Source organism: Acidobacteriota bacterium (genome assembly GCA_026393755.1).
GTDB lineage: Bacteria > Acidobacteriota > Vicinamibacteria > Vicinamibacterales > JAKQTR01 > JBAXOX01.
The window spans coordinates 158,203-181,982 of the sequence record JAPKZO010000028.1 but is presented as its reverse complement, the minus strand read 5'-3'; the positions used below and the strand labels follow the sequence as shown (position 1 = coordinate 181,982).

The 23,780-nt window shown below is 64.4% G+C and carries 20 protein-coding genes; 15 read left to right on the top strand and 5 right to left on the bottom strand.

Going from position 1 to position 23,780, the window contains the following annotated elements:
• The first annotated feature begins 1 nt into the window (after position 1).
• The 6 genes from kbl (at position 2) to NTV05_11255 (ending at position 6,733) form a co-directional block, all read left to right on the top strand.
• Entirely contained in the window at positions 2 to 1,249 is a 1,248-nt protein-coding gene (gene kbl, locus NTV05_11280) for a glycine C-acetyltransferase (GenBank protein MCX6544977.1), read from the top strand.
• Positions 1,250 to 1,558: 309 nt separating this feature from the next.
• A complete protein-coding gene (locus NTV05_11275; protein ID MCX6544976.1) occupies positions 1,559 to 2,176 on the top strand; it encodes a prepilin-type N-terminal cleavage/methylation domain-containing protein in 618 nt (205 codons plus the stop codon).
• Positions 2,161 to 2,727 (top strand): hypothetical protein, encoded by a 567-nt coding sequence (locus tag NTV05_11270; protein ID MCX6544975.1) that lies wholly within the window; start codon positions 2,161 to 2,163, stop codon positions 2,725 to 2,727. Before NTV05_11275 ends, NTV05_11270 begins: the two co-directional genes overlap by 16 nt.
• A 13-nt stretch (positions 2,728 to 2,740) precedes the next feature.
• Complete coding sequence (locus NTV05_11265; GenBank protein ID MCX6544974.1) at positions 2,741 to 3,700, top strand: type II secretion system protein; 960 nt, start codon at positions 2,741 to 2,743, stop codon at positions 3,698 to 3,700.
• A 109-nt stretch (positions 3,701 to 3,809) separates the two neighbouring features.
• On the top strand, positions 3,810 to 5,249 hold the full coding sequence (locus NTV05_11260) for a pilus assembly PilX N-terminal domain-containing protein (GenBank protein MCX6544973.1): 1,440 nt from the start codon (positions 3,810 to 3,812) through the stop codon (positions 5,247 to 5,249).
• Between the two features lie 50 nt (positions 5,250 to 5,299).
• Positions 5,300 to 6,733, top strand: a complete 1,434-nt coding sequence (locus tag NTV05_11255) for an aldehyde dehydrogenase family protein (protein ID MCX6544972.1) — start codon at positions 5,300 to 5,302, stop codon at positions 6,731 to 6,733.
• Here the strand turns inward: NTV05_11255 and NTV05_11250 are convergent, their stop codons facing one another.
• The 5 genes from NTV05_11250 to NTV05_11230 all read right to left on the bottom strand — a co-directional run bounded on the left by NTV05_11250 (position 6,734) and on the right by NTV05_11230 (position 13,232).
• The gene (locus tag NTV05_11250; protein ID MCX6544971.1) at positions 6,734 to 7,057 is read right to left on the bottom strand and encodes a hypothetical protein; all 324 of its coding nucleotides are present in this window, start codon (positions 7,055 to 7,057) and stop codon (positions 6,734 to 6,736) included.
• A 259-nt stretch (positions 7,058 to 7,316) separates the two neighbouring features.
• A complete protein-coding gene (locus tag NTV05_11245; protein ID MCX6544970.1) occupies positions 7,317 to 9,332 on the bottom strand; it encodes a glycosyltransferase family 39 protein in 2,016 nt (671 codons plus the stop codon).
• 60 nt (positions 9,333 to 9,392) lie between these two features.
• Positions 9,393 to 11,207 (bottom strand): glycosyltransferase family 39 protein, encoded by a 1,815-nt coding sequence (locus NTV05_11240; GenBank protein ID MCX6544969.1) that lies wholly within the window; start codon positions 11,205 to 11,207, stop codon positions 9,393 to 9,395.
• A complete protein-coding gene (locus NTV05_11235) occupies positions 11,204 to 11,995 on the bottom strand; it encodes a glycosyltransferase (GenBank protein MCX6544968.1) in 792 nt (263 codons plus the stop codon). The genes NTV05_11240 and NTV05_11235 overlap by 4 nt, the downstream gene beginning before the upstream one ends.
• Before the next feature lie 19 nt (positions 11,996 to 12,014).
• On the bottom strand, positions 12,015 to 13,232 hold the full coding sequence (locus NTV05_11230; protein ID MCX6544967.1) for an aminotransferase class I/II-fold pyridoxal phosphate-dependent enzyme: 1,218 nt from the start codon (positions 13,230 to 13,232) through the stop codon (positions 12,015 to 12,017).
• A gap of 249 nt (positions 13,233 to 13,481) precedes the next feature.
• Here NTV05_11230 and NTV05_11225 point away from each other — a divergent pair, with 249 nt between their 5' ends.
• From NTV05_11225 to NTV05_11185, 9 genes are all read left to right on the top strand, one after another.
• Positions 13,482 to 13,721, top strand: a complete 240-nt coding sequence (locus NTV05_11225) for an Arc family DNA-binding protein (protein ID MCX6544966.1) — start codon at positions 13,482 to 13,484, stop codon at positions 13,719 to 13,721.
• Positions 13,718 to 14,119: a type II toxin-antitoxin system VapC family toxin gene (locus tag NTV05_11220; protein MCX6544965.1), complete on the top strand. Its 402-nt coding sequence runs from the start codon at positions 13,718 to 13,720 to the stop codon at positions 14,117 to 14,119. Before NTV05_11225 ends, NTV05_11220 begins: the two co-directional genes overlap by 4 nt.
• Positions 14,120 to 14,167: 48 nt before the next feature.
• A complete protein-coding gene (locus NTV05_11215) occupies positions 14,168 to 14,908 on the top strand; it encodes an SDR family NAD(P)-dependent oxidoreductase (protein ID MCX6544964.1) in 741 nt (246 codons plus the stop codon).
• A 76-nt stretch (positions 14,909 to 14,984) separates the two neighbouring features.
• Positions 14,985 to 16,169 (top strand): pyridoxal phosphate-dependent aminotransferase, encoded by a 1,185-nt coding sequence (locus NTV05_11210; GenBank protein ID MCX6544963.1) that lies wholly within the window; start codon positions 14,985 to 14,987, stop codon positions 16,167 to 16,169.
• 113 nt (positions 16,170 to 16,282) lie between these two features.
• Positions 16,283 to 17,311: a hypothetical protein gene (locus NTV05_11205; protein ID MCX6544962.1), complete on the top strand. Its 1,029-nt coding sequence runs from the start codon at positions 16,283 to 16,285 to the stop codon at positions 17,309 to 17,311.
• A gap of 30 nt (positions 17,312 to 17,341) precedes the next feature.
• Positions 17,342 to 20,002 (top strand): TonB-dependent receptor, encoded by a 2,661-nt coding sequence (locus NTV05_11200; protein ID MCX6544961.1) that lies wholly within the window; start codon positions 17,342 to 17,344, stop codon positions 20,000 to 20,002.
• A gap of 141 nt (positions 20,003 to 20,143) precedes the next feature.
• Positions 20,144 to 21,127, top strand: coding sequence for a pyridoxal-phosphate dependent enzyme (locus NTV05_11195; GenBank protein MCX6544960.1), 984 nt, complete (start codon positions 20,144 to 20,146; stop codon positions 21,125 to 21,127).
• A complete protein-coding gene (locus NTV05_11190) occupies positions 21,124 to 22,512 on the top strand; it encodes an MBL fold metallo-hydrolase (GenBank protein ID MCX6544959.1) in 1,389 nt (462 codons plus the stop codon). The genes NTV05_11195 and NTV05_11190 overlap by 4 nt, the downstream gene beginning before the upstream one ends.
• Before the next feature lie 64 nt (positions 22,513 to 22,576).
• Complete coding sequence (locus NTV05_11185; protein ID MCX6544958.1) at positions 22,577 to 23,770, top strand: phosphodiester glycosidase family protein; 1,194 nt, start codon at positions 22,577 to 22,579, stop codon at positions 23,768 to 23,770.
• Positions 23,771 to 23,780 lie beyond the last annotated feature (10 nt).

Below are 23,780 nucleotides of genomic sequence, written 5' to 3'. Positions count from 1 at the left end.
GATGGCGTACCCGGCTGCTGTCAAGGATGCATTCCAGGGTGAGCTGGCGGGGATTCGCGAGAAGGGCCTGTTCAAGGAAGAGCGCGCGATCCATTCTCCGCAGTCCGCGCACATCAAGGTCGAGTTTCCGCGCGGCGCAGAGCTGCGCGACGTCATCAATCTCTGCGCGAACAATTATCTCGGGCTGTCGAGCCATCCGGACGTGGTGGCCGCGGCGCACAAAGCGCTCGACGAGCGCGGCTACGGCATGTCGAGCGTGCGGTTCATCTGCGGCACCCAGGACCTGCACCGGATCCTGGAGAACAAGCTGACGGAGTTCCTCGGCACCGAAGACACGATCCTGTTTGCCAGCTGTCTCGATGCCAACGCCGGCGTGTTCGAGGCGATTCTCGGGCCAGACGACGTGATGATCTCGGACCGTCTGGTCCACGCGAGCATCGTCGACGGCATCCGCCTGTGCAAGGCGATGCACGACACCTACAAGCACTGCGACATGGCGCATCTGGAGCAGAAGCTGCAGGAACACCAGGACAAGCGCGTGCGCGTCATCATCACGGATGGCGTCTTCAGCATGGACGGCGATCTGGCGCCGATGGATGAGATCTGCCGGCTGGCCGAGCAGTACGACGCGCTGGTATTTCTCGACGACAGCCACGCCAGCGGCTTCATCGGCAAGACCGGGCGCGGCGTGCACGAGCATTTCGGCGTGATGGGCAAGATCGACATTCTGACGACCACGCTCGGCAAGGCGCTCGGCGGAGCGAGTGGCGGCTGCGTGTCGGGCCGGAAGGAAATTGTCGAACTGTGCCGCCAGCGCGCGCGGCCGTATCTGTTCAGCAATGCCGTGCCGCCGCCGATCGCGGCTTCGACCATCAAAGTGCTCGAGTTGCTCAGCGCCAGCACCGAGCGCCGCGACAGGCTCGAGGCGAACGCGAAATTCTGGCGAAAGGGCCTGAAAGAGGCTGGATTCGTCATCAAGGAAGGCGACAGCCCGATTGTGCCGGTGATGCTCTTCAACGCGAAACTCGCCCAGGATGTCGCGCGCGATCTCTACTTCGAGGGCATCTACGTGGTCGGGTTCTTCTTTCCGGTGGTGCCGGCCGGCCAGGCCAGGATTCGCACCCAATTGTCTGCGGATCACGACATTCCCATGCTGGCGCGCGCGCTGGAGTCGTTCAAGAAAGTGGGCGCGAAACACGGGATTCTGGGGCTCGACAAGAAAGGCATCATCGAAAAATTCGGCAGTTGACGCCGCCTTTTGTGCTGCCTCTTTTTGCCTGAAAGACCGCGCGATTCTACGAATCGTGTCGGCGCGCGCCAAAGACTGTCAGTCCGTCGGTTGCCTGGCCGCCCCCGCCGGGTTGGCGGCACGGCCTAAACGGCCGTTTTTCAACACGTTCCGCGAAATTCACAACCCTCGCCGCGCCCCCGGTGTATGGTCTGAATCCTGCATGTAAAGATCGAGAATCGGGTGAGCCTGTGGACCCGTCCGGCTAATTTGCCGCCGAGATCGGCCGATACGTCTAGTGTGGATCTTGCGGGGGGATTGAGCATCAACATGGACCATCGACCTGGACGGCTCCGTGACCGCCACAACAGGGGTTTCTCGATGCTCGAGATCCTGATCGTCCTGGCGATCTTCGGCATTCTGGCCGCGATTGTCATGCCGGTGGGCGGCGCGGCGGTGGACAGCTACAAATTGTCCGGGCAGGCGCATGCGATTGCGTACCAGATTGCGCTGGCCAAGATGCGGGCGGCCGCTTCTTTCACGCAGGCGCGCGTGTTCATCGACCTGGCCAACAAGACCTATCGTCTCGAGACGTGGAACTCCACGACGAGCCTCTGGACTGTGGACGGAGGCACCGAGCAGTTGCCTCGGCTCATCAGCTTCAGCGTCGGTTCCGCCGATGCGCCTCCGCCCAGTACGCAGGGCGCCATCGGCCAGGCCGCGGCGTGTCTCAACGGTGTCGACACCGCATCGGGCACGGTGGATAGCAGCAGTTGCGTCGTGTTCAATTCGCGTGGCGTTCCCATCGACGCGACGGGCGCGCCAACCGGTGACGACGCGGTCTACTTGACCGACGGCTCAGCGGTGTACGGGACGACGGTATCCGCCACGGGCATGACTCAGCAGTGGCGAACTCCCGTCCAGGTGACCTCGTGGCAGCGACAGTGAGGAAGGGCATGACGGTGGGGCATACGTTGGATGCCGGGCACAAGGCACGCCTGCGATCGGAGGCCGGGCTCAGTCTGCTCGAGGTCGTGATCGCGCTGAGTATCCTGCTGGTCCTTTCGCTGGGGATCCTTCCGCTCGGCGTGCTCGCGATCGCGCGGACCGAGAACGAAGGCCACCTGGCCGCGCGCACCACCGAGTACTCGCAGGACAAGATGGAACAGTTGCTGTCGCTGGCCTACAACGATGCGGTCACCGACACCCGCGTCTTCCCGTCGGCGACCACTGGAGGCACCGGGCTGGCCGTGGGCGGGAGCTCCGATCCCAACGCCCCGGCGGCCAGCTACGTTGACTACCTCGACCTGGCCGGCAATCTCGTGCCGTCGGTCGGGACCGCTGCGCCCGCCGGCTGGTTCTACAAGCGCGTCTGGCAGATCACCAGCCCGTTCACCAACATCAAGCAGGTGGCGGTGACCACGATTGTTGCGAGAGGATTCGGCCACGGCCGGACACCGCAGGCCACTCTTGTGGCGTTGAAGAGCCTTCCGTTCTGAGCCCGGACGACCTATGAGAGTTGGATCCGTTCGCCCATCGATCCGGTTGCGGTTCGCATCAGCGGATCAGGGATTTACCCTGCTCGAAACACTCGTGGCGCTGGCGGTGCTTCTGACGGTGATGAGCGTCGTGATGACGAGCATGATTCAGTTTTCGCAGACGCAGAGTCTGGTGTGGAACCGGGCGAACATGCACGGCGCGGTCCGAAGCGCGACGGAGCTGCTGCAGCAGGAGGTCGGGCAGGCGGGTCGCGTGTCGCTGGCGCCCGGTCTGACGACAAGCTCGGCCACCACCACAGGCGGATCGCAGACGGTCAACGTCACCTCGACCACCAACATGTTCGTGGGCGAACAGCTGGTGATCGATGCCGGCCAGAGCGAAGAGACGGTGACGGTGACGGCGGTCGATTCGGCCACGAGTTTCACGGCGACCTTCGCGTTGCCGCACAACTCCGGGTCGGCGGTGACGGTGCGGGGCGGCTTCGCCAGCGGCGTGGTCCCGACGACGATGACCAACGGGTCGACCGGCGGCGTGCTGAAGCTCTATGGCGACGTCAACGGCGACGGCAACATGGTGTACGTCGAGTACGTGTGCGCCACGGGCACGGAAGCCGTCCCCGGCTTCCTCTACCGCAACACGATGTCGTATTCCGCGGCCAGCAAGGCAGCGCCGAACGCCGGGCAGATCCTGCTGACCAACCTGCTTTCGAATCCCGGCAACACGCCGTGCTTCACCTACGAGCAGAAGGTCGTGAATGGAGAGGCGTACGTGATCAACGTCGCGATTACGCTGACGACGCAGACGCAGTTCGTGGACCGCATCACGAGACAGTTTCAAACCGAGACGAAGGCGCTCCTCAACGTGGCGCCGAGAAACGTGTTCGAGGCCTGGCAACTGGCGAGCATGGGCTCGACCAACCGCATCCAGCCGATGCCGGCGACCGTCACGAATCTGCTGGCGCCTCCGCACTAGACCTGTTTCAAGGCCCGGAACGTCCCGGGTGCGGCGCGGATCGAATGGCGGGCTGCGGCGAGGGCGGCGTTGGGGATGTCAATACCGGGTGAGCCGAGGGAAGGCCGATATGAGACTGGCTGACGAAAAGGGCGTGGCGCTCATCATGGTGTTGATCCTGATGGGGGTCCTCTCAGTTCTGGGTGCATCGCTCATCTTCGTGTCTCAGACCGAGACCTGGGCGAGCCAGAACTACCGGCTCATGTCCGACGCGCGCTACGGGGCCGAATCGGGGATCCACAGGGCGGCGAACTTCTTCCTCTACAGCACCAGCTACTCCTCCTCGGCGCCCGGCACCCCGGCCGACCCGTTGAGCAACTACAACATCACGAAATCGCCTGTGGAATACAACGGGCAACCGGTTCAGCTGCGATCGAACGGGGCCTCCAATTACCCGGTCCAGTCCATCAAGGACGCATTCACCACCAACGCGCACGGGACGCTGACGAGCGGATACCCGCTGGTCTATGACGCGCGCGCCACGCTGCTCTCCATGCGCCAGGTCGTGGTCTATGGATCGGCGACGCCGGTGACTGTCCAGACATGGCAGATCGTCGGGGAAGGCTCGATTGCTGGAGGGAAACCGGCGCGGGTCGATGTTTCGGCCATCGTCGAACGGCAGATCCAGCCGATGTTCAATTACGCGGCGTTTGCGACCGACCCGGGGTGCGCGGCGCTGTCGTGGTCGGGCGGTGCGAATACCGACAGCTATGATTCCAGCGCGGCGCTGGTCGGGGGAGAGCCGGTGATCTCGGAATCGGGCGGCAACGTCGGCACCAACGGCAACCTCGACGAGAACGGAGCCCCGACCATCATCAATGGCAGCTTATCTACGCCTCGCACCGGCGTCGGATCCTGCACGCAGGGCACCGTGACGGCCCTCACCTTGTCCGGGTCGCCCGCGCCGTCTGCGGGCCTGATCGAGCTGGCGCAAAACGTGACCTACCCGACGCCTGATGTTCCGAATCCGGCGCCGACCGGCAACTTCACGGTCAATAACGGCGCGACTGTCAGCAAGACGGGTGGTGGTTCTTATGGGGACATCACCATCAAAGGCAAGCTGCAGCTAAGCGCCGGCACGTACAACATCAACACACTGACGATGAACGCCGGTGGCATCCTGGAGATTCTCACCGGGCCGGTGATTCTGAACGTGGCGGGCTATTCGACGGCGGGGAATCCCGCGAGCGGGCTCAGCGCCACCCCAATCAACATGACTGGCGGGTCGTTGACCACCGCCGCCGGCTTTGATCCGGCCAATTTCCAGCTGACGTATGCTGGCACGGGGACCATCAAGATGGCCGGCGGCGCGAAGAACACGGGGCTCATCTATGCGCCCAATGCCACCATACAAGACACCAGCGCCAACTCCGAGTGGTACGGCGCGGTGATCGGGAAGAAGGTGAGTTCAGCGGGCCATTCTCAGATTCACTACGACCGGCGTCTCCAGACCGGATCCATGACGGTCGGCCCGTGGATGATGAATTCGTTCAGCTGGCGGCGGTTCTGAGTCCGTTCGTTCCCTCCACCGCGAACGGCGCCAGTCTATAATCCTTCTCCATGGGCACAACTGAATCGGCCTCCCACTATGCCGATGAACTGGTCGGCCGGGCGCGCGAGGCCGCGCGCCGATTCAAGCAGTACGACCAGGCTCAGGTCGATCTCATCGTCCGTGCGGTCTACGAGGCAGCCTACTCGGCCAGAATGCACCTGGCCCGGCTCGCGTCGGCCGAGACAGGCATGGGGCTTTACGAGCACAAGGTCGTCAAGAACGCGTGGGCGAGCCTGCTGGTGTACGACGACATCCGCGACGTCAGGACCGTCGGCGAGATCCACACCGATTCGGTGCGCGGAATCACCAAGATTGCACAACCCAAGGGTCCGATTCTCGCGACCGTTCCGATCACCAACCCGACCTCCACGGCGATCTTCAAGACGCTGATCTGCATGAAGACACGGAACCCCGTGATCTTCAGTACTCACCGGGGCGCGAGGAAGTGCGTCAAGGAGACCGTCCGCATTCTGGCCGAGGCCGCCGAAGCAGCTGGGGCGCCGGCGCGCGCGATCCAGATCATGACGCACGGCCAGAAGAATCACCTCGAGCACGTGATGAAACATCCTGAGCTGGCAATGATTCTGGCGACCGGCACCAGCGCAATCGTCCAATTGGCCCAGCATTCGGGAACACCCACGCTTGGGGTCGGCCCTGGCAATGTCCCGGTCTACGTGCACGCCACCGCGGATCTCCCGATGGCCGCACGATCGATCGTGCACTCGAAGACGTTCGACAATGGCACCGTCTGCGCGAGCGAACAGGCGCTGGTGGTGGAACGCGATGTTGCGGAGCGCCTGCAGCCGCTGCTCGAGGAACGCGGCGCGTACTTCTGCACCACCGATCAGGCCGTCGCGCTGGGGCCCGTGTGCTTCGACATGGACACGCTGCGGATGCGGCCGGAGGCCGTTGGACAGCCTGCGGCGGCACTCGCTGAACGGGCCGGGTTCAAGGTGCCGAAGGGGACGCGGCTGCTCGTTGCCGAGCCGGATGGCGTCGGCCCCGAGCATCCGTTGTCGCACGAACTCCTGATGCCGGTGCTCTCGTACTATCGCTGCGATTCCTATGAAGAGGCACTGAGCGTGTGCCGGGCCGTGAACCACCGGGGCGGGATCGGCCACACGGTTGGCGTGTACGCGAACGACCAGTCCGTGCTCGATGATTTCGCCAAGATGGACGCCGCCAGGATTCTGGTGAATACGCCCTCCACACAGGGCGCGATTGGCGGCATCTTCAACAGCCTTCGGCCGTCACTCTCGCTGGGATGCGGCGCCGGTGCCGGCAACATGACGACCGACAACATCTCGGTCGATCATCTGCTGAACATCCATCGCGTCGCCAGGTTCAGACCCAACTCGCGATGGCTCGGGGCGTGGGAGACGACACTGGACGAGAAGGTGGGACCGGAAGAGATCCTGGCGCGATATAACAGGAATTACTGATCAGTACATCAGGAAGATCCCCACCCATGGCAGCAGGGCGGCGACCACGTAGATACCCGTCAACGCGGCGAGAATGCCGTGCACGCCAAGCCGATGCAGAGACATGCCCAGGATGGCCGCGAAGATCTTGGCACTGGTGAGGGCGGCGCCGAGGCCGAACGACGTGATGAGGGTGAGCAACAGGGGATTGGCTTCAAGCCCCACGCCCATCGTCGAAAGGCCGATATAGGTACACATCCCGTCGGCCGCCTGCGCGAGCAGAAAGAGCAGGATGACGGCGTCCCCAAACCACGATCGCGTTGGACTCCACCGAAACGGACGCACGACTTCCTCCCCCGAAGCGATCCCGCCCCGACTCGAGACCATTTCTGGTGTGATGACCTTGAGACCGCCACGCGGACCAGATGGCCGGCGACCGGCGGACAACCGTCGATACTGCAAGATGCGATCACAAACGCATCAGCGCGCGGACCGCCCCACTTTGGGCCATTTTAAGGGTATTTCTGTCGATCGGTCAGATCGGCACGCGACAACTTGTGATGGAAGTCGGAAAACAAGACAACACCGAATCGCGGTCCCGTGTTCATCGATGACGGCTGCCCGAATCCGAATCACCGACGAAGATGTCCGCTGATCGCCACGGCCCTGGAGACCACGCAGTTGGCAGCAGCGGACCCACGCGCGGCGTGCCGCAGCCAGCATAGGGTCCGGGCAGCAGGAGTTGGACGCTGGCCACCTCGAGGCCGACTACGCCGATGGCCTGCGACCGGCTGATCCACGCGGCAACGGCTGGCATCGGGCCGGCCCACGTCGACAGCGCGGGAGGCCATGGCTGGATTGGTACTCGTGAACGCCCCCGAACGAACTCCACATAGCGATCCAAAGGCAACAGAACCGGCCGCTGGCCTCCGGCGAGGTGGAGCGCGTCAGCCAACGTGTTGTCCGAGACAGGGTTGGCCCACTCGAAACCGGCGCCGCGCATGTAGAAATAGAAGGGGTGCACGAAACGGTCCGGGGGCAGTGCGGCGAGCAGCGCCGGAGTCGCCCTGCCAGCACGGCGTTCCTGGTCGCGCACCTCGAGAACGCAGTCTCTTGCCGACCGAAGCGTGTGCTGTTCGACCACGGTGCGGGCCAGCGTCGAGCGGTACTGCGGAATCGGCACCAGCGTCATGAGCATGACGATAACCGCCGGTCGCGCGACGGTGAGCCCCAACCCTCCCAGGAAGCCGAACACCAGGGCGAACGCCGTCGGGCGAAAGATCGATGCATTGCGGAAGATCCTGACCGCCCCCACCCAAATCTCGATCGGCCCGTAGACCAGCGCCACGACGGCCAGCGCCGTTGCCGTGGCACCCATCATCAGGAATACGGTGCGCAGGCTCCGGGGCATCTTCAGCCCGAGCGACCGCTCATGCAGCATCGTGGTCAACCGATCGGTGGGAACGCGGGACATTTCGAGGAGCGAACTGATGGCATATCCGGCTGCCAGCGCGAATGGCGGCAAGAATGGGTACACGTAGTGCAGCAGTTTCGAAGTGCCGAACGAGATCGCCGTCAACGGCAACACAGCCCAGATCAGCACCGCGATGCCTTCCGGCCAGCGATCCCGCACGGATCGCACCACGATCAGCAGCCCGCCGGCCGCGGCCAACCACACCGTCCCAGATCCGAGCGTCCACGCGTCGAGTTCCGAGAGATAGAAGCTCCACGGCTGCAGATGCCCAGGCTCAAGCGTGCCGGTCATCCGCTGGACCACGTGTGTGGTGAATATGACGTCCCAGAGAAAATGGCCGACGTGGACCGCCTCGTAGGCGAACCAGGGAACGATGAGCGCCGCTGCGAGCGCCGCCACGCCTCCCCACAACCGCCAGTCGCGGCGGAGTTTCGCGCGCATCGCCGGAACCAGCAGGCTCGTCGTGATGAGGATCATCGGCAGGAAGAGAACAGCGACGAACTTGGTCATGAAGCCGAGGACGAAGAACAGACCCACAGCCAACGCGTGCCACCTTCGCGGGCCAGGATCGATCGACGCTGACCAACGCAGAAAGTGGAAGACCCCGCCGCAATAGGCCAGGACGAGCGGTGCCTCCATGACGTTGGCGCGCAGACCGTGGATGAACAACAGGGGCGGAAACGCGTACAGGACAAACAACGCAATCAGGCCGCAGAGCGGCCCCGCCATGCGCCGCGCCAGGGCAAACACATATAGAAACGCGGCGCTGGCGAATAGTGCGTCCCAGAACCGGAACCCGAACTCAGTGTGGGGGAGCAAGCCGACTCGCATCGGCAGGGCGACGAGCCAGAACTTCAGCGGCGGCTTTTCGACGAACACGATATCGGGATTCGGGCTGCTGCTCGGGTTCAGCCAGTCGCCCGTCTCCAGGATGCTGTCGACCGCGTAGGAGTAGATCGCCTCGTCGTTGTCCAGATCCGTCCCGCCAAGTCCCACGAACAACGGCGCACAGAACATCACCATGACGAGCGCCAGCCACAACGGCTTCTGCCAGCGTTGCAGCCAGATCCAGACCGCGTCCGCAAGGGTTCGCGCGCGGGTTTCGTCGGCGATCATCGCGCCACTCCCACCATCAGGCTTGAACACGCCACCTCCCGAGAACCCGAGGCCAGACCGACACGGAGGACGCTCGCCGCGACGAAGCCATCACCGACGTAGGGCGCGGACGTAATCGATCGCGCACGCACCATACGGACCCGGCAGCAGCAGCACGTCGCCCAGCACGGGGACCGCCAGAACATCCGCCAGGCCACCGCCTGTCGGCCCCGCGCCTTCCATCGTATGGAAACGGGCCTCCGCCAGCAGAACCGGACGCGGCTTCAGATAGACAGACGCATGGACGCTGGCATCAGACGGAGCCTCAGGCGACCACCTGCCGAGCGTGCGCAGGTAGAAGGCGGCCGGATGACTGATGTTGCCGTTCTCCACATAGACGGGCGGCCGGCCAGCCGCGTTGGAGTCGCTTGTGGCGACTTGCCGAACGCAGTCCCGCAGCGAGCGCAGGGGATGATGTTCCACCGTCATCTGCGAAAGGTCGCGCCGATACGCATCGAGAGGAAGCATCGCCGCGACCATCAGCAGGGCGACCATCATCGCCAGCGGGCCGGCTCGCCGGCAGAAGATGAAGGCCAGCACGACGATCGGGAGCACGCGGTACGGCGACGAGGCACGCAGCAGCACCGCCCCCCAGAATGCAATCTTGACGGGACCGAGGACGAGCGTCGATATGACGATGAGGCTGCTCGCCACGATAACGATCAATAGCAGCCGTCGCACCGCCGGCAGATCCAGCGCTTCTCGCGCCGCGCGCGGGAGGATCCGGTCCCCCCGCTCGTGGAGCCAGGAGAACGTTTTCACAAGGGCCCTGAGCGCGACGGAAGCCAGGTAGCCTGCCGCCAGGGCCAGAGGCGGCAGGAAGGGATACGCGTAGTGATAGAGCTTCGACGTTCCGAGCGAGATGAGACCGAGCGGCAATCCAAACCAGAGCAGGATCGTGGCCCCATCAGACCAACCCGTCCGCATCGTTCTCCAGACGATCAGGCCGAGGCCGCCCAACGTCCACACCAATGTCTGCGCGGCTGCCAACTCGCGCCAGATCGTGCTGAAGTAGAAGTGCCAGGGCTCGACGTGGGTCGGATCGAGGTAGGACGTAAACCGCGTATAGACCGCCGCACCGAACAGGCTCTCCCAGAACAACGCACCGAAGCGGACGTACTGGTAGATAAACCACGGCACAATCAACACCCCGGCCAGCGTGGCCGCCGCCAGCCAGACACGCCACCGCCGGGCAAACCGCAAACGATCGTCCCGGCTCAACACAAGGGACGCAGCGATGATCACCGGCAGGAACAGCGCGGCGACGAACTTCGTCATGAACGCCAGCACGAAGCACAAGGCGATGGCGAAAACGTGGATCCACCCTCGCGAGTCCTCGCTGGATGTTCTCCACTTCAGGAAGTGAAAAAGGCCTCCGCAGTAGGCGAGCACGAGTGCCGCTTCCATGTTGTTGCTGCGCAGGCCGTGCTCGAACAGCAGCGGACGATGAACGAAAAGCATCAACACGGCGGTCACGCCGCACATCGGGCCGCCAATCCGGCGACCGATCGCGAACAGATACAGGAACGCCGCGCTGCCGAAGACCGCATCCCAGAAGCGGAGCCCGAATTCGTTGTCAGGCAGAAGGCCCAGGCGAATGGGCGCGGCCACGATCCAGAACTTCAGCGGAGGCTTCTCGAGAAACGCGACGGTCTCCCACGGACAACTCCTGGGCGTCAGCCAGTCCCCCGACGCCGCCATCGCGTCGGCGCCGAAGGAATAGATGGCCTCGTCGCTCTGCATGTCAATGCGCCCGAGGCCGACGAAGAGCGGAAGGCAGAAGAGCGCCCCGACCAGCAGCAGCCAGAGGCCGTCGTGCGACATCCGGGCGGTCAGCCGTCGGAAACGACCCCGGCCGTCGGTCACGCGATCTCCGACCGGCGAGGCACCGCGCCTTGCATCCGAAGCCGCTTCCTGAACTTGACCAGGTGCCAGATCATCACCAGAGGATCGCGCACCATTGACACTTTCGAACCACCCGCTTCCCGCCAATCAACCGGGAACTCGTGAATCCGCTCCCCCGCGTACAGCATGGCCATGAGAAGCTCGGTATCCCAGACCCACCGATCGTCGTCGGGGGTTTCCAGGTGGCACTGCAACGCCTCCCGTTCGAAGATCTTCAGACCGCACTGCGTGTCGTAGACGGCCTGGCCGAACCACTCCGAGACGAACGTGGCAAAGATGCGCCCGAGATAATGCCGGAGCGGATTGCGCACCACCGATCGGCCAAGCATGCAGACACGAGACCCGATCACGCCGGCGACGCCTGCGTCTCGATGCGCCCCCACCAGATACACCAGCGCACGGTGCATTTCCGGCACGGAGACGGCACAGTCTGCGTCGATAAAGCCCAGGTAGTCGAACGCTTCGGCCAGCCCGATTCGGAAACCCGCGCGGATGGCGCCGCCCTTTCCCTGGTTGCGGTTGAGGCGAATAAGCCGGACCGCCGCGCCAAACCCGCACTCGCGCACCAGTTGTTCCGCGGCCGCGAACTGTTCCTGGCGGCTTCCATCGTCGACGATGCAGAAATGAACGACGAGGCCCGCTGTCCGGGCGGCGTCGGATCGCAGATAGTCTGCCAACTGAGCCAGGAGCCCCGGCAAGCGGGCTGATTCGTTGTAGGCGGGGATGACGATGAAGGCTCGCACGCTCACCCCAGATCCTTCGTAAGCGCTATCCTCGCGCGAGGTACTCCCTCGTGAACTGCGCCACGTCGTCGTAGATCCGGCTCAATTCGGCAGGCGAGGCGAGGAAGACAACGCGAAAGAATCCCTGCTCGGGCGGCATGCCGAATCCGGATCCATGCACGCAGAGCACGCCAGCCTCGCGCAACAGGGCCAGCACGTAATCCTCGTCTGTACGGCCCGCCGGCAACGTCACTTGCGGCATCGCATAGAACGCGCCTTTCGGCGCGACGCAACGCATTCCGGGGATTGCGTTCAAGCGAGCGACCGTCAACGCGGCCCGTTCGCGAAGCGCGGCCCTGAAGGCCACCTGGTGCGACCGGTCGCCGGTGAGCGCGGCCGTGATGGCGTACTGCATCGGCACGGTTGCGCACAGCCGCCCGTCAGCGAGTTTGCGAATGCCCGCCAGCACGCCCTCGAGGCGCGGGTTCGTCCCGACAGCCATCCAGCCTGCCCGCCAGCCAGGCGCGAGATAGGCTTTCGACAGACTGCCGAACGAGATCACTGGCGCGTCAGTCGCGAGGCTGGCCATCGGCGGGGCCGTCGCGGCGTAAGACAGATCGGCGTAGACCTCATCGGCCAGCAGCACGAAGCCGTGCGTGTCGGCGAGGGTCAGCAGTTCGCGGCGGATGCTGTCGGGATAGATGGCGCCGGTGGGATTGTTGGGATCGATGACGACCAGCGCACGAGTGCGCGGCGTGATGAGTGACTTGATCTGATCGACGTCCGGCAACCACTCTCGATTCGGATCGGTCCGGTAGTAGATCGTCCGCGCCGAGATCTTGGCTGTCACCGCGGTGTAGAGCGGATAGGTCGGCATCGGGATGAGCACTTCGTCGCCCGGATTGACGAGCGCGTTCAATGCGATCTCGATGCCTTCTGACGTGCCCGCGGTCAGCACGACGCGATCGGGGGTCATCGGGACGCCGCGAGCCGAGAAGTCGGCGGCCACCGCATCCCGCGCGGGCTGAATGCCGGGCGAGGGGCCGTAGCCGTTGTGGCCGTCGCGCAGGGCTTTGATCACGCTCTCGATCAGGTGGGCTGGCGTCTTGAAGCCAAACGGGATGGGATCGCCGATGTTCAGGTACTTCACCGTTCGCCCGGCGGCCTCGACTTTCCGAGCCTCCGAGACGATGTTCCGAATGGCGTAGGTGAAGCCCTCGACGCGGTTGGCGACCGGGATGGCCGTTTGTCTTTCTGCGTTCATCGTCGGCATGCTGAACCTGAGTAACACTCCCGGAGTGATTACCGCCGCCCAATTACTCCCGGAGTGATTACAGTTTCGTAATTACTCCGGGAGTGATTATCACACCGGGAGTGATTGACGGCCGCGAGTGACTGGCGGAATCAAGTATGCCACACGCGAGCGGTCCGGTCTGCGGGGCCATTCCGATGCAAGGTATTGACACTGCCTCCGTAATGGATTCATAATAGCTCCATATTGGAGGCAAAACAGATGCCCGTCAATCTCTCAATCAAGGAAGTGCCCGACGAACTGGCAGAGGCGCTGCGGGATCGCGCGCGATGGAATCATCGGTCGCTGCAGGGCGAGTTGATGGCGATGGTTGAAACGCACACTCGCGCCCGGCCGTTCAAGGCGATGGCGCTGTGGCAGGAGATTCAGAAGCTTGGGCTCCACACCGACGACGATTCGACGCAGATCGTCCGTGAAGATCGCGATGAGAGAAGCCGATGAGGCGCGTCGTCGTCGACACATCAGTGCTTGCGGCGATCACGTTCGGCGAGTCGATGGCTCAGGAGTGGAGCGTGCGACTTGACGGCGCGACTCTGTATGCCCCGACGTTGCTCCAGTATGAGATGGCGAACGTGGCGCGCAAGAAATGTCGGCAGCGCCCTGAACGGACACGCGAGATTCTGACGGCTCTTGAACTGACGCTCGATCCTCGGAAGGGTATCGTCTGGATGGATCCGAATCCGATGGATGTCGTCGTGTTGGCGAATGCCACAGGTTTGTCGCCATACGACGCGAGCTATATGTGGCTTGCCGGGTTCCTCGGTGCAGACCTGGTGACGCGCGACCGCGCTCTCGCGGCTGCCGTCGATCCGTTCACCGGGGTCGAGCTGGTTGAGTAGGCTAGGGGACGCCCGAACCGCTACTGGCCCCGGCGGTAAGATAGCGGTATGGAATTGAAGGGTCGGGTTGTTCTCATCACGGGCCCGAGGCGAATCGGCGCCGTTCTGGCGACTCAGCTTGCGGATCGCGGCGCGGATGTCGGGCTGAGCTTCAACCGGTCTCGCGAAGAAGCCGAACTGGCGGCGGCGGCTGTTCGCGGCGCTGGCCGGCGAGCTGCCTGCATCAAGGCCGATCTCGCACAGGCGGACGATTGCCGCGCCCTGGTTGCCGAGACGGTGAAGCAACTCGGGCGGCTCGATGTGCTGATCAGCATGGCGTCGACCTACGCATCGACGCCGTTCGACGAATTGACCGAAGTTCAGTGGGACCGCGGGCTGACCGTTGACTTGCGGGCGGCGTTTCTCTGCGCCTCGGCGGCGGTGCCGCACATGCGGGCGGCGGGAGGCGGCCGTATCGTGAACTTTGCCGACTGGCTGCCGGCCAGTCGACGGACCCGCTACACAGGATATCTGCCGTACTACGTGGCCAAGGGTGGCGTGATCGCCCTTACCGAGGCGCTCGCACTCGAACTGGCCGGGGATCAGATTCTCGTCAACGCGATCGCTCCTGGACCCATCCTTGCGCCGCCCGGGTTGGATGAGGAAGGCATCCGGGCTGTCGAACAGGCCACGCCGCTCGGCCGATGGGGAGGGGCGGCGGAGGTGGCGAAAGCGGTGCTGTTTCTGATTGAATCGGATTTCATCACAGGAGAAGTGATTCGCGTCGACGGCGGGCGACATCTGAAGTAGTGAGGGCACGGCATGCCGTGCCCCTACGCGTTTCTACTGGCCACCGACTACCGTCTAACTCGTAGTGGAGAACCCCATGGGCGTATTTCTGGATTCGGTTCCGACCTCGGGCATCATTCGCGTTCGGGATCTTATGTACTCGGTCGACAAGCCGTTCCGGCTCGATCAGGGCGATGTGAGCTTCGACGCGCCCGATTCGCTCAAGGCGGCGCTCAAGGCTGCGGTTGACGCCAACCAGACGCACTATATCCAGACCGCGGGCCTGCCGCGGCTGCAGCAACTGCTGGCCGAGAAGCTGCGCGCGAAGAACCAAATCCCGGTGGCGAGCCCCGACGAAGTGATGATGACCAACGGCGGCGTCCACGCGCTCTATCTGGCGTGCCAGGCCCTGATCGAGCCGGGAGACGAGGTGCTGATTCCCGATCCGATCTGGCCGCAGATGTTCAGTGCACTCGTGGCTGCGCACGCGGTCCCGGTCCGGGTACCGCTGCGGGAATCGCTCGGCTGGCGGTTTGACCTCGACGAACTGGCGTCGCGTGTGACGTCCAGGACCAGGGGCCTCTACATCAACTCGCCGCACAATCCCACGGGCGGCATGCTGACGCAATCGGACCTGGCTGGCGTGGCCGACCTTGCGGCCGCGCACAACCTCTGGGTGATTGCCGACGAGGCGTACGAGGACGTCGTGTTCGACGGCCACGTGCATGTGAGCCTTGCGTCGCTGCCCGGCATGCACGAGCGGACGGTGTCGGTTTTCACGTTCAGCAAAACCTACGCGATTACCGGTCTCAGGCTTGGTTATGTCGTGGCGAAGGACGCGACGGTGCAGGACCGGGTTCGCAAGCTCATCGGCCTCACGACCAACAACGTGTCGTCGGTTGTGCAGTTCGGCGGCATCGGTGCCCTCGAGGGGGCGCAGGATGTTGTCGCCCAGTTTCGCGCGGAGCTTCAGGCACGGCGGGACCTGTTCTGTGCCCGTGCGGCTGACGTTTCGCGGGGTGCGCTGACCGCCTCGCCTCCGCCCGGCGCCTTCTACGCGTTCCTCCGCATCGCGGATGCGTGGCACCCGCCGGAGGCAGCCACGTCGGAGTCGCGATCGTGGGCAATGGTGGAGCACCTGATCGGCCGGGGCCGGATTGGCTGCGTGCCTGGCGTGGATTTTGGTCCGGCCGGCGAGAACCACGTGCGCTTCTGTTTCGCCCGCAGTCGCGCCGAGCTCGATGGGGCGCTCGAATCGATGCAGGAAGTGTTTCGGGCGTGATGGCGCGGAGCTGCCGTCGGGCGCCTCTTTTCCGCCACATATTGGGCAGACCGGGAGCGGCGTCGAGTCGTCTAACACTGGTGGCACGGCAGGATTGGGTTCAGGAGGAGTGTATGAGACGGAACGTTATGTCGGCGGCGATGGCGGTCGTCGCGATTGAAGCGCTGGTGGCCGGGCAGGGCAAGGACGTGAATCAGGTGATGGCCGACGCGCGCGCGGCGCTTGGCGGCGACAAGATCGCCACGGTCAAGACCATCACCGCTCTCGGCCGGACGCTGCGAACCGGTCCCTCCGGCAACACGACGGAGAGCGAATTCGAGATGGCAATGGAGCTGCCGGACAAGTACCTCATGCGCAGCGTGATGGCGGCGATGGGCAACATGAGCGTGTACCGGAACACCGGTTTCAACGGCGGCCAGGTGATCGAGGAGATCGACCGACCGCCAAACCTTCAGGGCGGCAACATCGTGATCCGGATCGCGGGTCCCGGCGGCGCGACGCTGGATCCAGCCAAGATGACACCGGAGCAAAAGGTGGAGGCGAACCGCCTGCGTCTGATGGTCAACAAGAAGGAATTCGCCCGATTGACGCTCGGCATGTTTGCGTCATCGCTCGCCGCCTTTCCGCTGGAATTCACGTACGCGGGGCAGGCCGAAGCCGCAGAAGGCAAGGCGGATGTGATCAATGTGAAGGGTGAGGGCGATTTCCGCGTCACGCTCTTTCTTGATGCGCAGACGCACATGCCGCTGATGCTGAGCTGGACGGACAAGGAGCCCCTCGTCATTCAGACGACCAGGACTAGCGGCCCCGGTGGTTCGGACGCATCTGGCGGCGGCGGCGGTGGCAGCAGCACGTTCACCGCGGCCGCGCCAGGCGCCGCGCAGGGCGGCGCCCAGAAGATGTCGAAGGAAGACATCGACAAGATGCAGAAGGACTTCGAGGAGCGCCGCAAGGAAGCCGAGGCCAAGCGCCGCATGGTCGAGTTCCGCGTCTACTACAGCGAGTACAAGTCGGTCGGCGGCGTGAAGCTGCCGTTCAGGATTGCGCGATCGATCGACGGGAAGACTACCGAGGAGATGCTGTTCGACACGATCAAGCTCAATCCGAAGATCGACGCGAAGAAGTTCGAGGCGTCGAAGTAGGCCGTGCGGGCGCGTAGCAACTCCAGAGACATGACGCGACGTACGCCGCGCCGGGCGTTGTTTGCCTGCGGATTCGCGCTGGCCGCCGCTGTGCTGGCGGCGGGCGGAGCCTCTGCGCAAACGCCAGAGCGGCGAGGGCGTCTGGTCATGACGGTGGCGGACCAGTCGGGGGCGGTGATTCCGCTGGCCGTCGTAACCGTCACGGGCAGCGAGAGCCTCACGCAGTCGGCCGCGATCCCGCCGACCTCCACGAACGGCGTCGGCATCGCGGTCGTCGAGGGCCTGCCGGAGGGTCGCTACACGATTCACGTGGAGTTTCCCGGCTTTGACCCGGTCGACGTCCGTGATGTCCGCGTGCGCGGCGCCGAAACACGGCGTCGGATCACGCTGCGCATCAAGAAGCTGGATCAGGAAATCACGGTGCGGCGCGACCGACAGTCGTCGTCTCTGGATCCGGCAGGCAGCGCCTTCAGCACTGTGCTCACGCGCGACCAGATCGACGCCTTGCCCGACGATCCAGACGAGATGGCGGAGGTGCTCAAGGCGATGGCCCCGCCCGGCTCCGTCATCCGCGTCGACGGATTCACCGGTGGCCGGCTGCCGCACAAGTCGCAGATTCGTTCGATCCGCCTGCCGCGCCTCGACATGTTCGCGGCCCAGAATCACGGCGGCATGAGCGGCATGATGTTCATCGACATCATGACGATGCCAGGCAATGGACCGATCCGGGGCAGCGTCGACGTGCACTTCCTGGATGATGCCTTCAACGCGAGGAATCCGTTCACCACCACGAAGCCCCAGGAACAACTGCGGCAGTACGGCGCCAGCCTGTCCGGCACGATCACGCCCAACAAGACGTCATTCTCATTGAATGGCGGCGGCTCGTCGCAGTACACGTCACCGAACCTGCTCGCGGTGCTCCCGAGCGGTTCGACGGTGACCGACACACTGCGCCAGCCGCGGGACGCCTACAACTTCAGCGCCCGCCTTGATCACGCGTTGACCAGGGACCACGCGATGCGCCTCAGCGTCGACCGCACCAGCAGCACGTCCCGCAGCCTTGGCGTGGGCGGTTTCAACCTGTTCGATCGCGCCTACGACAATTCGTCGTCTACCAACCTGCTGCGCATGTCAGAAAACGGCGCGCTTGGGCGCAAGTTCTTTACCGAGTCGCGTTTTCAGCTGAAGACGACCGGCGCCAGCAACCGATCGGCGGTGGAGGCGGAGACGATTCGCGTGCAGGACGCCTTCACGAGCGGCGGTGCGCAGCAGCGGGGCGGCCAGCGCTCAACCGAGTTCGAGCTGGCGAGCGATCTCGACTACGTGCGGGGGGCGCATTCGTGGCGGACGGGAGTCCTGCTCGAAGGCGGTCGATACCGATCCGATGACACGACCAATTACCTTGGCACGTATGGGTTTGCGAGCCTGACGGACTTTCTGGCGGGACGGCCGATGAGTTATTCGCGCAGGATCGGCGATCCAAATGTTACGTACTCGACGTATCGCGCGGCCATCTATGTTCAGGACGACTACCGCATCACGCGCAGCCTGCTGGTCTCGCCGGGGGTGCGGTATGGCGTGCAGAGCCAGGTCTCAGACCGGTGGAACCTCTCGCCCCGCATGTCGGCGGCGTGGTCGCCGTTCAAGGACGGGCGAATGACTCTTCGTGGAAGCTATGGTTACTTCTACGACTGGCTCGCGGGCGATCTATACAAACAGACACTGCTCGTCGACGGGTACCGGCAGCGCGAGTCGAACATCTTCAATCCGTCGTATCCCGATCCCGGTGTCGATGGGGCGACCGCGCCAACCAATCAGTACTTGTGGTCCGACAGTCTGGTATTGCCATCGGCGAATCGAGTGAGTCTGGGCGTTGACCGGACGCTCTCACAGAATGGACGCCTCAGCGTGAGTTACACGCGCGGCTGGGGCATCGACTTGCTGCGCGGCCGGAACCTGAACGCTCCGGCGGGCGGCGTGCGGCCGGATCCCGCCTTCGCCAACAGAGTTGAACTGGTCACCGACGCCGCATCGCGATCTCAGGCCGTCAGCATGTACTACAGCTTTGTGCGGATGGACAAGAAGCGGATGTTCCTCATGCTCAACTACACGTTGAGCAAGAGCGAGACCAACACCACTGGAGCGTTCTCGATTCCTCCGAGCGGCGACTCCCTTCAGTCCGAGTGGGGCCCGAGTGCCGGGGACATTCGCCACCGGGTTGGCGCGTCATTCAACATCTCGCCGATCCCCAACGTCACCGTCGGCATCAACCTGCGAGGCCAGTCGGGCATGCCCTTCAACATTACGACGGGCCGCGATGACAATGCCGATGGGGTGTTCAACGATCGTCCTGCGGGCGTCGCGCGCAATTCCGCGCGAGGGGCGGCGCAGTGGGATCTTGGCGGCCGAATCTCGTATGGATTTGGATTCGGGACGCCGAGACAGGCGGGCGGTCCGGGGGGCGGGCAGGTGGTCATCAATGCCGGGGGCGGCGGTGGTCTGGCGCCAGGATTTGGCGGCGCGGCCGCTGACAAGCGCCTTCGGCTGGAGTTCTATGTATCGGGTCAGAACCTGCTCAATCGCACCAACTACACCGCCTACAGCTTTGTGATGACGTCGCCGTTCTTTGGCCGGCCGCTGGCCGCCTCACAACCCCGCAAACTCCAGGTAGGCGCCCGGTTCACATTCTGAGCGTGAGCAAACCACTCCGGAGTGATTAGCCACACCCTAATTACTCCGGGAGTGAGTAGCCACTACCCAATTACTCCGGGAGTGATTGGCCACGACCTAATTACTCCGGGAGTGATTTTCCAGCGGGGATACAATACGCGGATGCTGTCGACCGCATTCATGCGAGAACGTCTGGCCGCGATCCCGGCGCTCGATCTCTGGCCGGCGCCATCACCTGTCCAAGAACTGTCGCGGCTCCGTCAGGCGCTGGGCGGCGGGCCCCGTCTGCTCATCAAGCGCGACGATGCCATCCCGTTCGGATTCGGGGGGAACAAGGTCCGGAAGGTTGCGCTCGTGGCCGCGCGCGCGGTCGCCGAGGGCGCCGACACCTTGTTGAGCATCGGCGGCGTCCAATCGAATTCTGCGCGCGTGGTGGCGGCGACGGCGGCACGCCTGGGATTGAAGTGCGTGCTCGTCGCCAATGGCACCCGGCCGGAGCGGCTGACGGCGAACGCCCTTCTCGACGACCTGCTGGGGGCCGAGGTGCACTACGTGGCCACCCGTGAGGAGCGCGCGCCCGCAATGGCGGCGATGGCCGATCGGCTGCGGCGGGAGGGCCGCCACCCGTTCGAAATCGCCCTGGGGATCTCGATGCCGCTTGGCGCGCTGGGTCTTGCGCGCGGCGTCGGCGAACTCGTCTCGCAGGGCGTCCGGCCCGACGTCATCGTGCACTCAACCTCGTCGGGGGGCACGCAATCCGGCCTGGTGGGCGGCTGCGCCATCTACGATCTGCCGGCACGCATCGTGGGAATCAGCGCCGACGATCCGGTGGCCGTGATTCGGGACACCGTTCGAACCGTGATGACGGGGATGGGCAATCTGCTCGGCGTCGACGGGCAGGCTCTCGCCGACGCGCAGGCGATCGAGGTTGACGACACGTTTATCGGTGACGGCTACGGCGTGCCGACTCCCGCGTCGCGCGAGGCAGTGAGTCTGCTCGCGCGCCACGAGGCGATCTTCCTGGATCACACGTACACGGCGAAGGCGATGGCCGGCCTTCTTTCCTACGTCCGACGGGGAGTCTTCCCGGCGAGCCAGACGGTGCTGTTCTGGCACACAGGTGGACAGGTAGGTCTGTTTGCATGACAAGCACACTGACGTTTCTTGGCGCGGCGCGCACGGTCACCGGATCCAAGCATCTGGTCGAGGCGGGCGGACGGCGCATCCTGGTTGACTGCGGCCTGTTCCAGGGATTAAAGGAGCTTCGCGAACGAAACTGGCAGGCGCTTCCGGTTGATCCGAAAGCGATCGACGCCGTCGTGCTCACACACGCGCACATCGATCATACGGGCTACCTGCCTCGCCTGGTGAAGGACGGCTTTCGCGGCCGCGTGTTCTGCACTCCGGGCACGGCCGATTTGTGCCGCATCATGCTGCCGGACGCGGGCCGGCTCGCCGAAGAAGACGCGCGCGAGGCGAACCGCGGCGGTTACACCAAGCACGCTCCGGCGTTGCCGCTGTTCACCGAGGAAGATGCGCAGCGGGCGCTGACGCTGCTGCAGCCGGTCGGGTACGACCGGCCGGTGCCAGCCAGCGGCGATATCACGATTACCTTTATCGACGCGGGGCACCTGCTCGGCTCGTCATTCGTCCAGATGACGCTTGGCGGTGGAGACGGGGGCCGGCAGATTCTCTTCAGCGGCGACCTGGGCCGCTACCAACGTCCGGTGTTGCCGGATCCCACCAGGATCGAAACCGCCGACGTCCTCCTGGTCGAATCGACCTACGGCGATCGTCTTCACGAACAGGACGATGACGGAGAGCATCTAGCCGGAATCATTGCCGCGACGATCGCGGGTGGCGGCAAGGTGATCATCCCGTCGTTTGCGGTGGGCCGCGTCGAGGAAGTGATCTACTGGCTGAAGCGGATCGAGGCCGCCAGGCGGATCCCAGTCGTGCCCGTGTATCTGGACAGCCCGATGGCCGTCGAAGCGCTTCGGCATTACGCCAATCACAATCGCGATCTCGATCCGGACATGCAGACGGGGCGGGGACAGGTGTCAGCGTTCACGACGCAGCGGTTCACGGCCGTGTCGTCGGTCGTGCAGTCGCGACAGATCCAGGCATCGCCGGCGCCGTGCATCGTCATTTCATCGAGCGGCATGGCGAGCGGCGGGCGCGTGCTGCACTACCTGAAGGCAGCGCTGCCGAACCCGCGGCACACGGTGCTCTTTGTCGGCTATCAAGCTGCCGGCACCCGCGGACGCCAGATGCTCGAAGGTGCGGCCACCGTCAAGATCCACGGCGAACTGATACCGGTCGCCGCGCGCGTCGAACGCATCGATTCGATGTCGGCTCACGCGGATCAAAACGAAATCATGAGGTGGCTTGGCGGGTTCTCGCGTCCTCCGGCGATCACCTACATGGTCCACGGCGAGCCGCCCGCTCAAGAGGCGCTCCGGGCACGAATTGAGAAGGAGCTGGGATGGAAGCTGCACGTGCCGGAGTACCGGGAACAGGTCCAGATCTGATGCGGACATTCTGACGCCCGGGTCCCTTCTTCCTGCGTTGAGGCGATAATAGGCGCGCGTGGACATGATCGGCAGAATTCGCGTTGCGGCACTCAGGCGGTGGTCGCCGATTCTGCTGCTGCTCTCGGTGGCCGCGCTCTCCGCGGCCTGCGAACGCGAGACCACGCTCAGTCTCGGCAAGTCCGAGAAGATCGCCGACGGCGTCCAACTCTACAAATTGAACGACCCCGGCCTTATCGACCCTCCGGGCGCCATTGCGATCCAGATTCTCCGCATCGATCCGTTCAGCGTCGACCTGCGATGTGCGCTTGCCCTGGATCGCCCGATGAACCTCGAGACGGTTCCAGACATCGCGGCCCGTCACCATGCCATCGCCGCGATCAATGCCGGATTCTTCGTCTTGAAGAACGGCGATCCGGCTGGCGTGCTCGAGCTCGATCGCGAACTGGTGAGCGATGCCGCGCTGACGCGAGGGGCCGTCGGCATCGTGCGGGCGCCCGGGAAGCCGCTGCGCTTGCTGTTTGATCGAGTCGGCGCGTCGGTGACGCTCACGTACCGGCAGGGCACCGAGACGGTCAACGTCCCGGTCGACGGCGTGGACACGACGCGCGCGCGGAGCAAGCTCATGCTATATACGCCCCGGTTCGGGCCAGACAGCGACACCGCCGACACGGGCATAGAGTGGCAACTGGCCGGGTCGCCGCTTCGGGTCACAGAACGGCGGCCCAATGCCGGCAAGACGGCTATCCCCAGGGATGGCGCGGTGCTGTCGTTTGGAGGCACGGTCCTGCCGACCGGCCTCGAGACGCTCGATCGCGATCAGGTCGTGGCGCTCGACACGCGATTCGAGACACGGCTGGGCACGCCAGTCGCCGACTGGGCGGCCGCCACCGACGTCGTGGGCGGCGCCGGACTCCTGATCCGCAATGGCCAGATGCTGACCGACTGGGTGGACGAGCAGCTGCGCGCCGGCTTCAACACGGAGCGGCATCCGAGAACGATGATTGGCTCCAGCCGGGGCGGCATCATCTGGCTCGTGACGGTCGACGGCCGGAATCCGGACGTCAGTGTGGGAATGACATTCAGTGAGCTTCAGAAGCTCGCGACGGGCCTGAAGCTGGAGAATGCCCTGAATCTGGATGGCGGCGGCTCGACGACGATGGTGGCGGGCGGGACCGTCGTGAATCACCCATCGGATCGAACCGGGCCGCGGAAGGTGAGTGACGCGCTGCTGGTCGTGGCGCGCGGGCGAAACTAAGTTTGGCCTG

Bases quoted from the DNA above. Each gene is read 5' to 3' on its own strand.
- kbl (MCX6544977.1), top strand. From the start codon at position 2: ATGGCGTACCCGGCTGCTGTCAAGGATGCATTCCAGGGTGAGCTGGCG.
- NTV05_11210 (MCX6544963.1), top strand. From the start codon at position 14,985: ATGGGCGTATTTCTGGATTCGGTTCCGACCTCGGGCATCATTCGCGTT.
- NTV05_11225 (MCX6544966.1), top strand. From the start codon at position 13,482: ATGCCCGTCAATCTCTCAATCAAGGAAGTGCCCGACGAACTGGCAGAG.
- NTV05_11185 (MCX6544958.1), top strand. From the start codon at position 22,577: ATGATCGGCAGAATTCGCGTTGCGGCACTCAGGCGGTGGTCGCCGATT.
- NTV05_11265 (MCX6544974.1), top strand. From the start codon at position 2,741: ATGAGAGTTGGATCCGTTCGCCCATCGATCCGGTTGCGGTTCGCATCA.
- NTV05_11195 (MCX6544960.1), top strand. From the start codon at position 20,144: ATGCTGTCGACCGCATTCATGCGAGAACGTCTGGCCGCGATCCCGGCG.
- NTV05_11190 (MCX6544959.1), top strand. From the start codon at position 21,124: ATGACAAGCACACTGACGTTTCTTGGCGCGGCGCGCACGGTCACCGGA.
- NTV05_11200 (MCX6544961.1), top strand. From the start codon at position 17,342: ATGACGCGACGTACGCCGCGCCGGGCGTTGTTTGCCTGCGGATTCGCG.
- NTV05_11260 (MCX6544973.1), top strand. From the start codon at position 3,810: ATGAGACTGGCTGACGAAAAGGGCGTGGCGCTCATCATGGTGTTGATC.
- NTV05_11205 (MCX6544962.1), top strand. From the start codon at position 16,283: ATGAGACGGAACGTTATGTCGGCGGCGATGGCGGTCGTCGCGATTGAA.
- NTV05_11275 (MCX6544976.1), top strand. From the start codon at position 1,559: ATGGACCATCGACCTGGACGGCTCCGTGACCGCCACAACAGGGGTTTC.
- NTV05_11215 (MCX6544964.1), top strand. From the start codon at position 14,168: ATGGAATTGAAGGGTCGGGTTGTTCTCATCACGGGCCCGAGGCGAATC.
- NTV05_11230 (MCX6544967.1), bottom strand. From the start codon at position 13,232: ATGAACGCAGAAAGACAAACGGCCATCCCGGTCGCCAACCGCGTCGAG.
- NTV05_11220 (MCX6544965.1), top strand. From the start codon at position 13,718: ATGAGGCGCGTCGTCGTCGACACATCAGTGCTTGCGGCGATCACGTTC.
- NTV05_11255 (MCX6544972.1), top strand. From the start codon at position 5,300: ATGGGCACAACTGAATCGGCCTCCCACTATGCCGATGAACTGGTCGGC.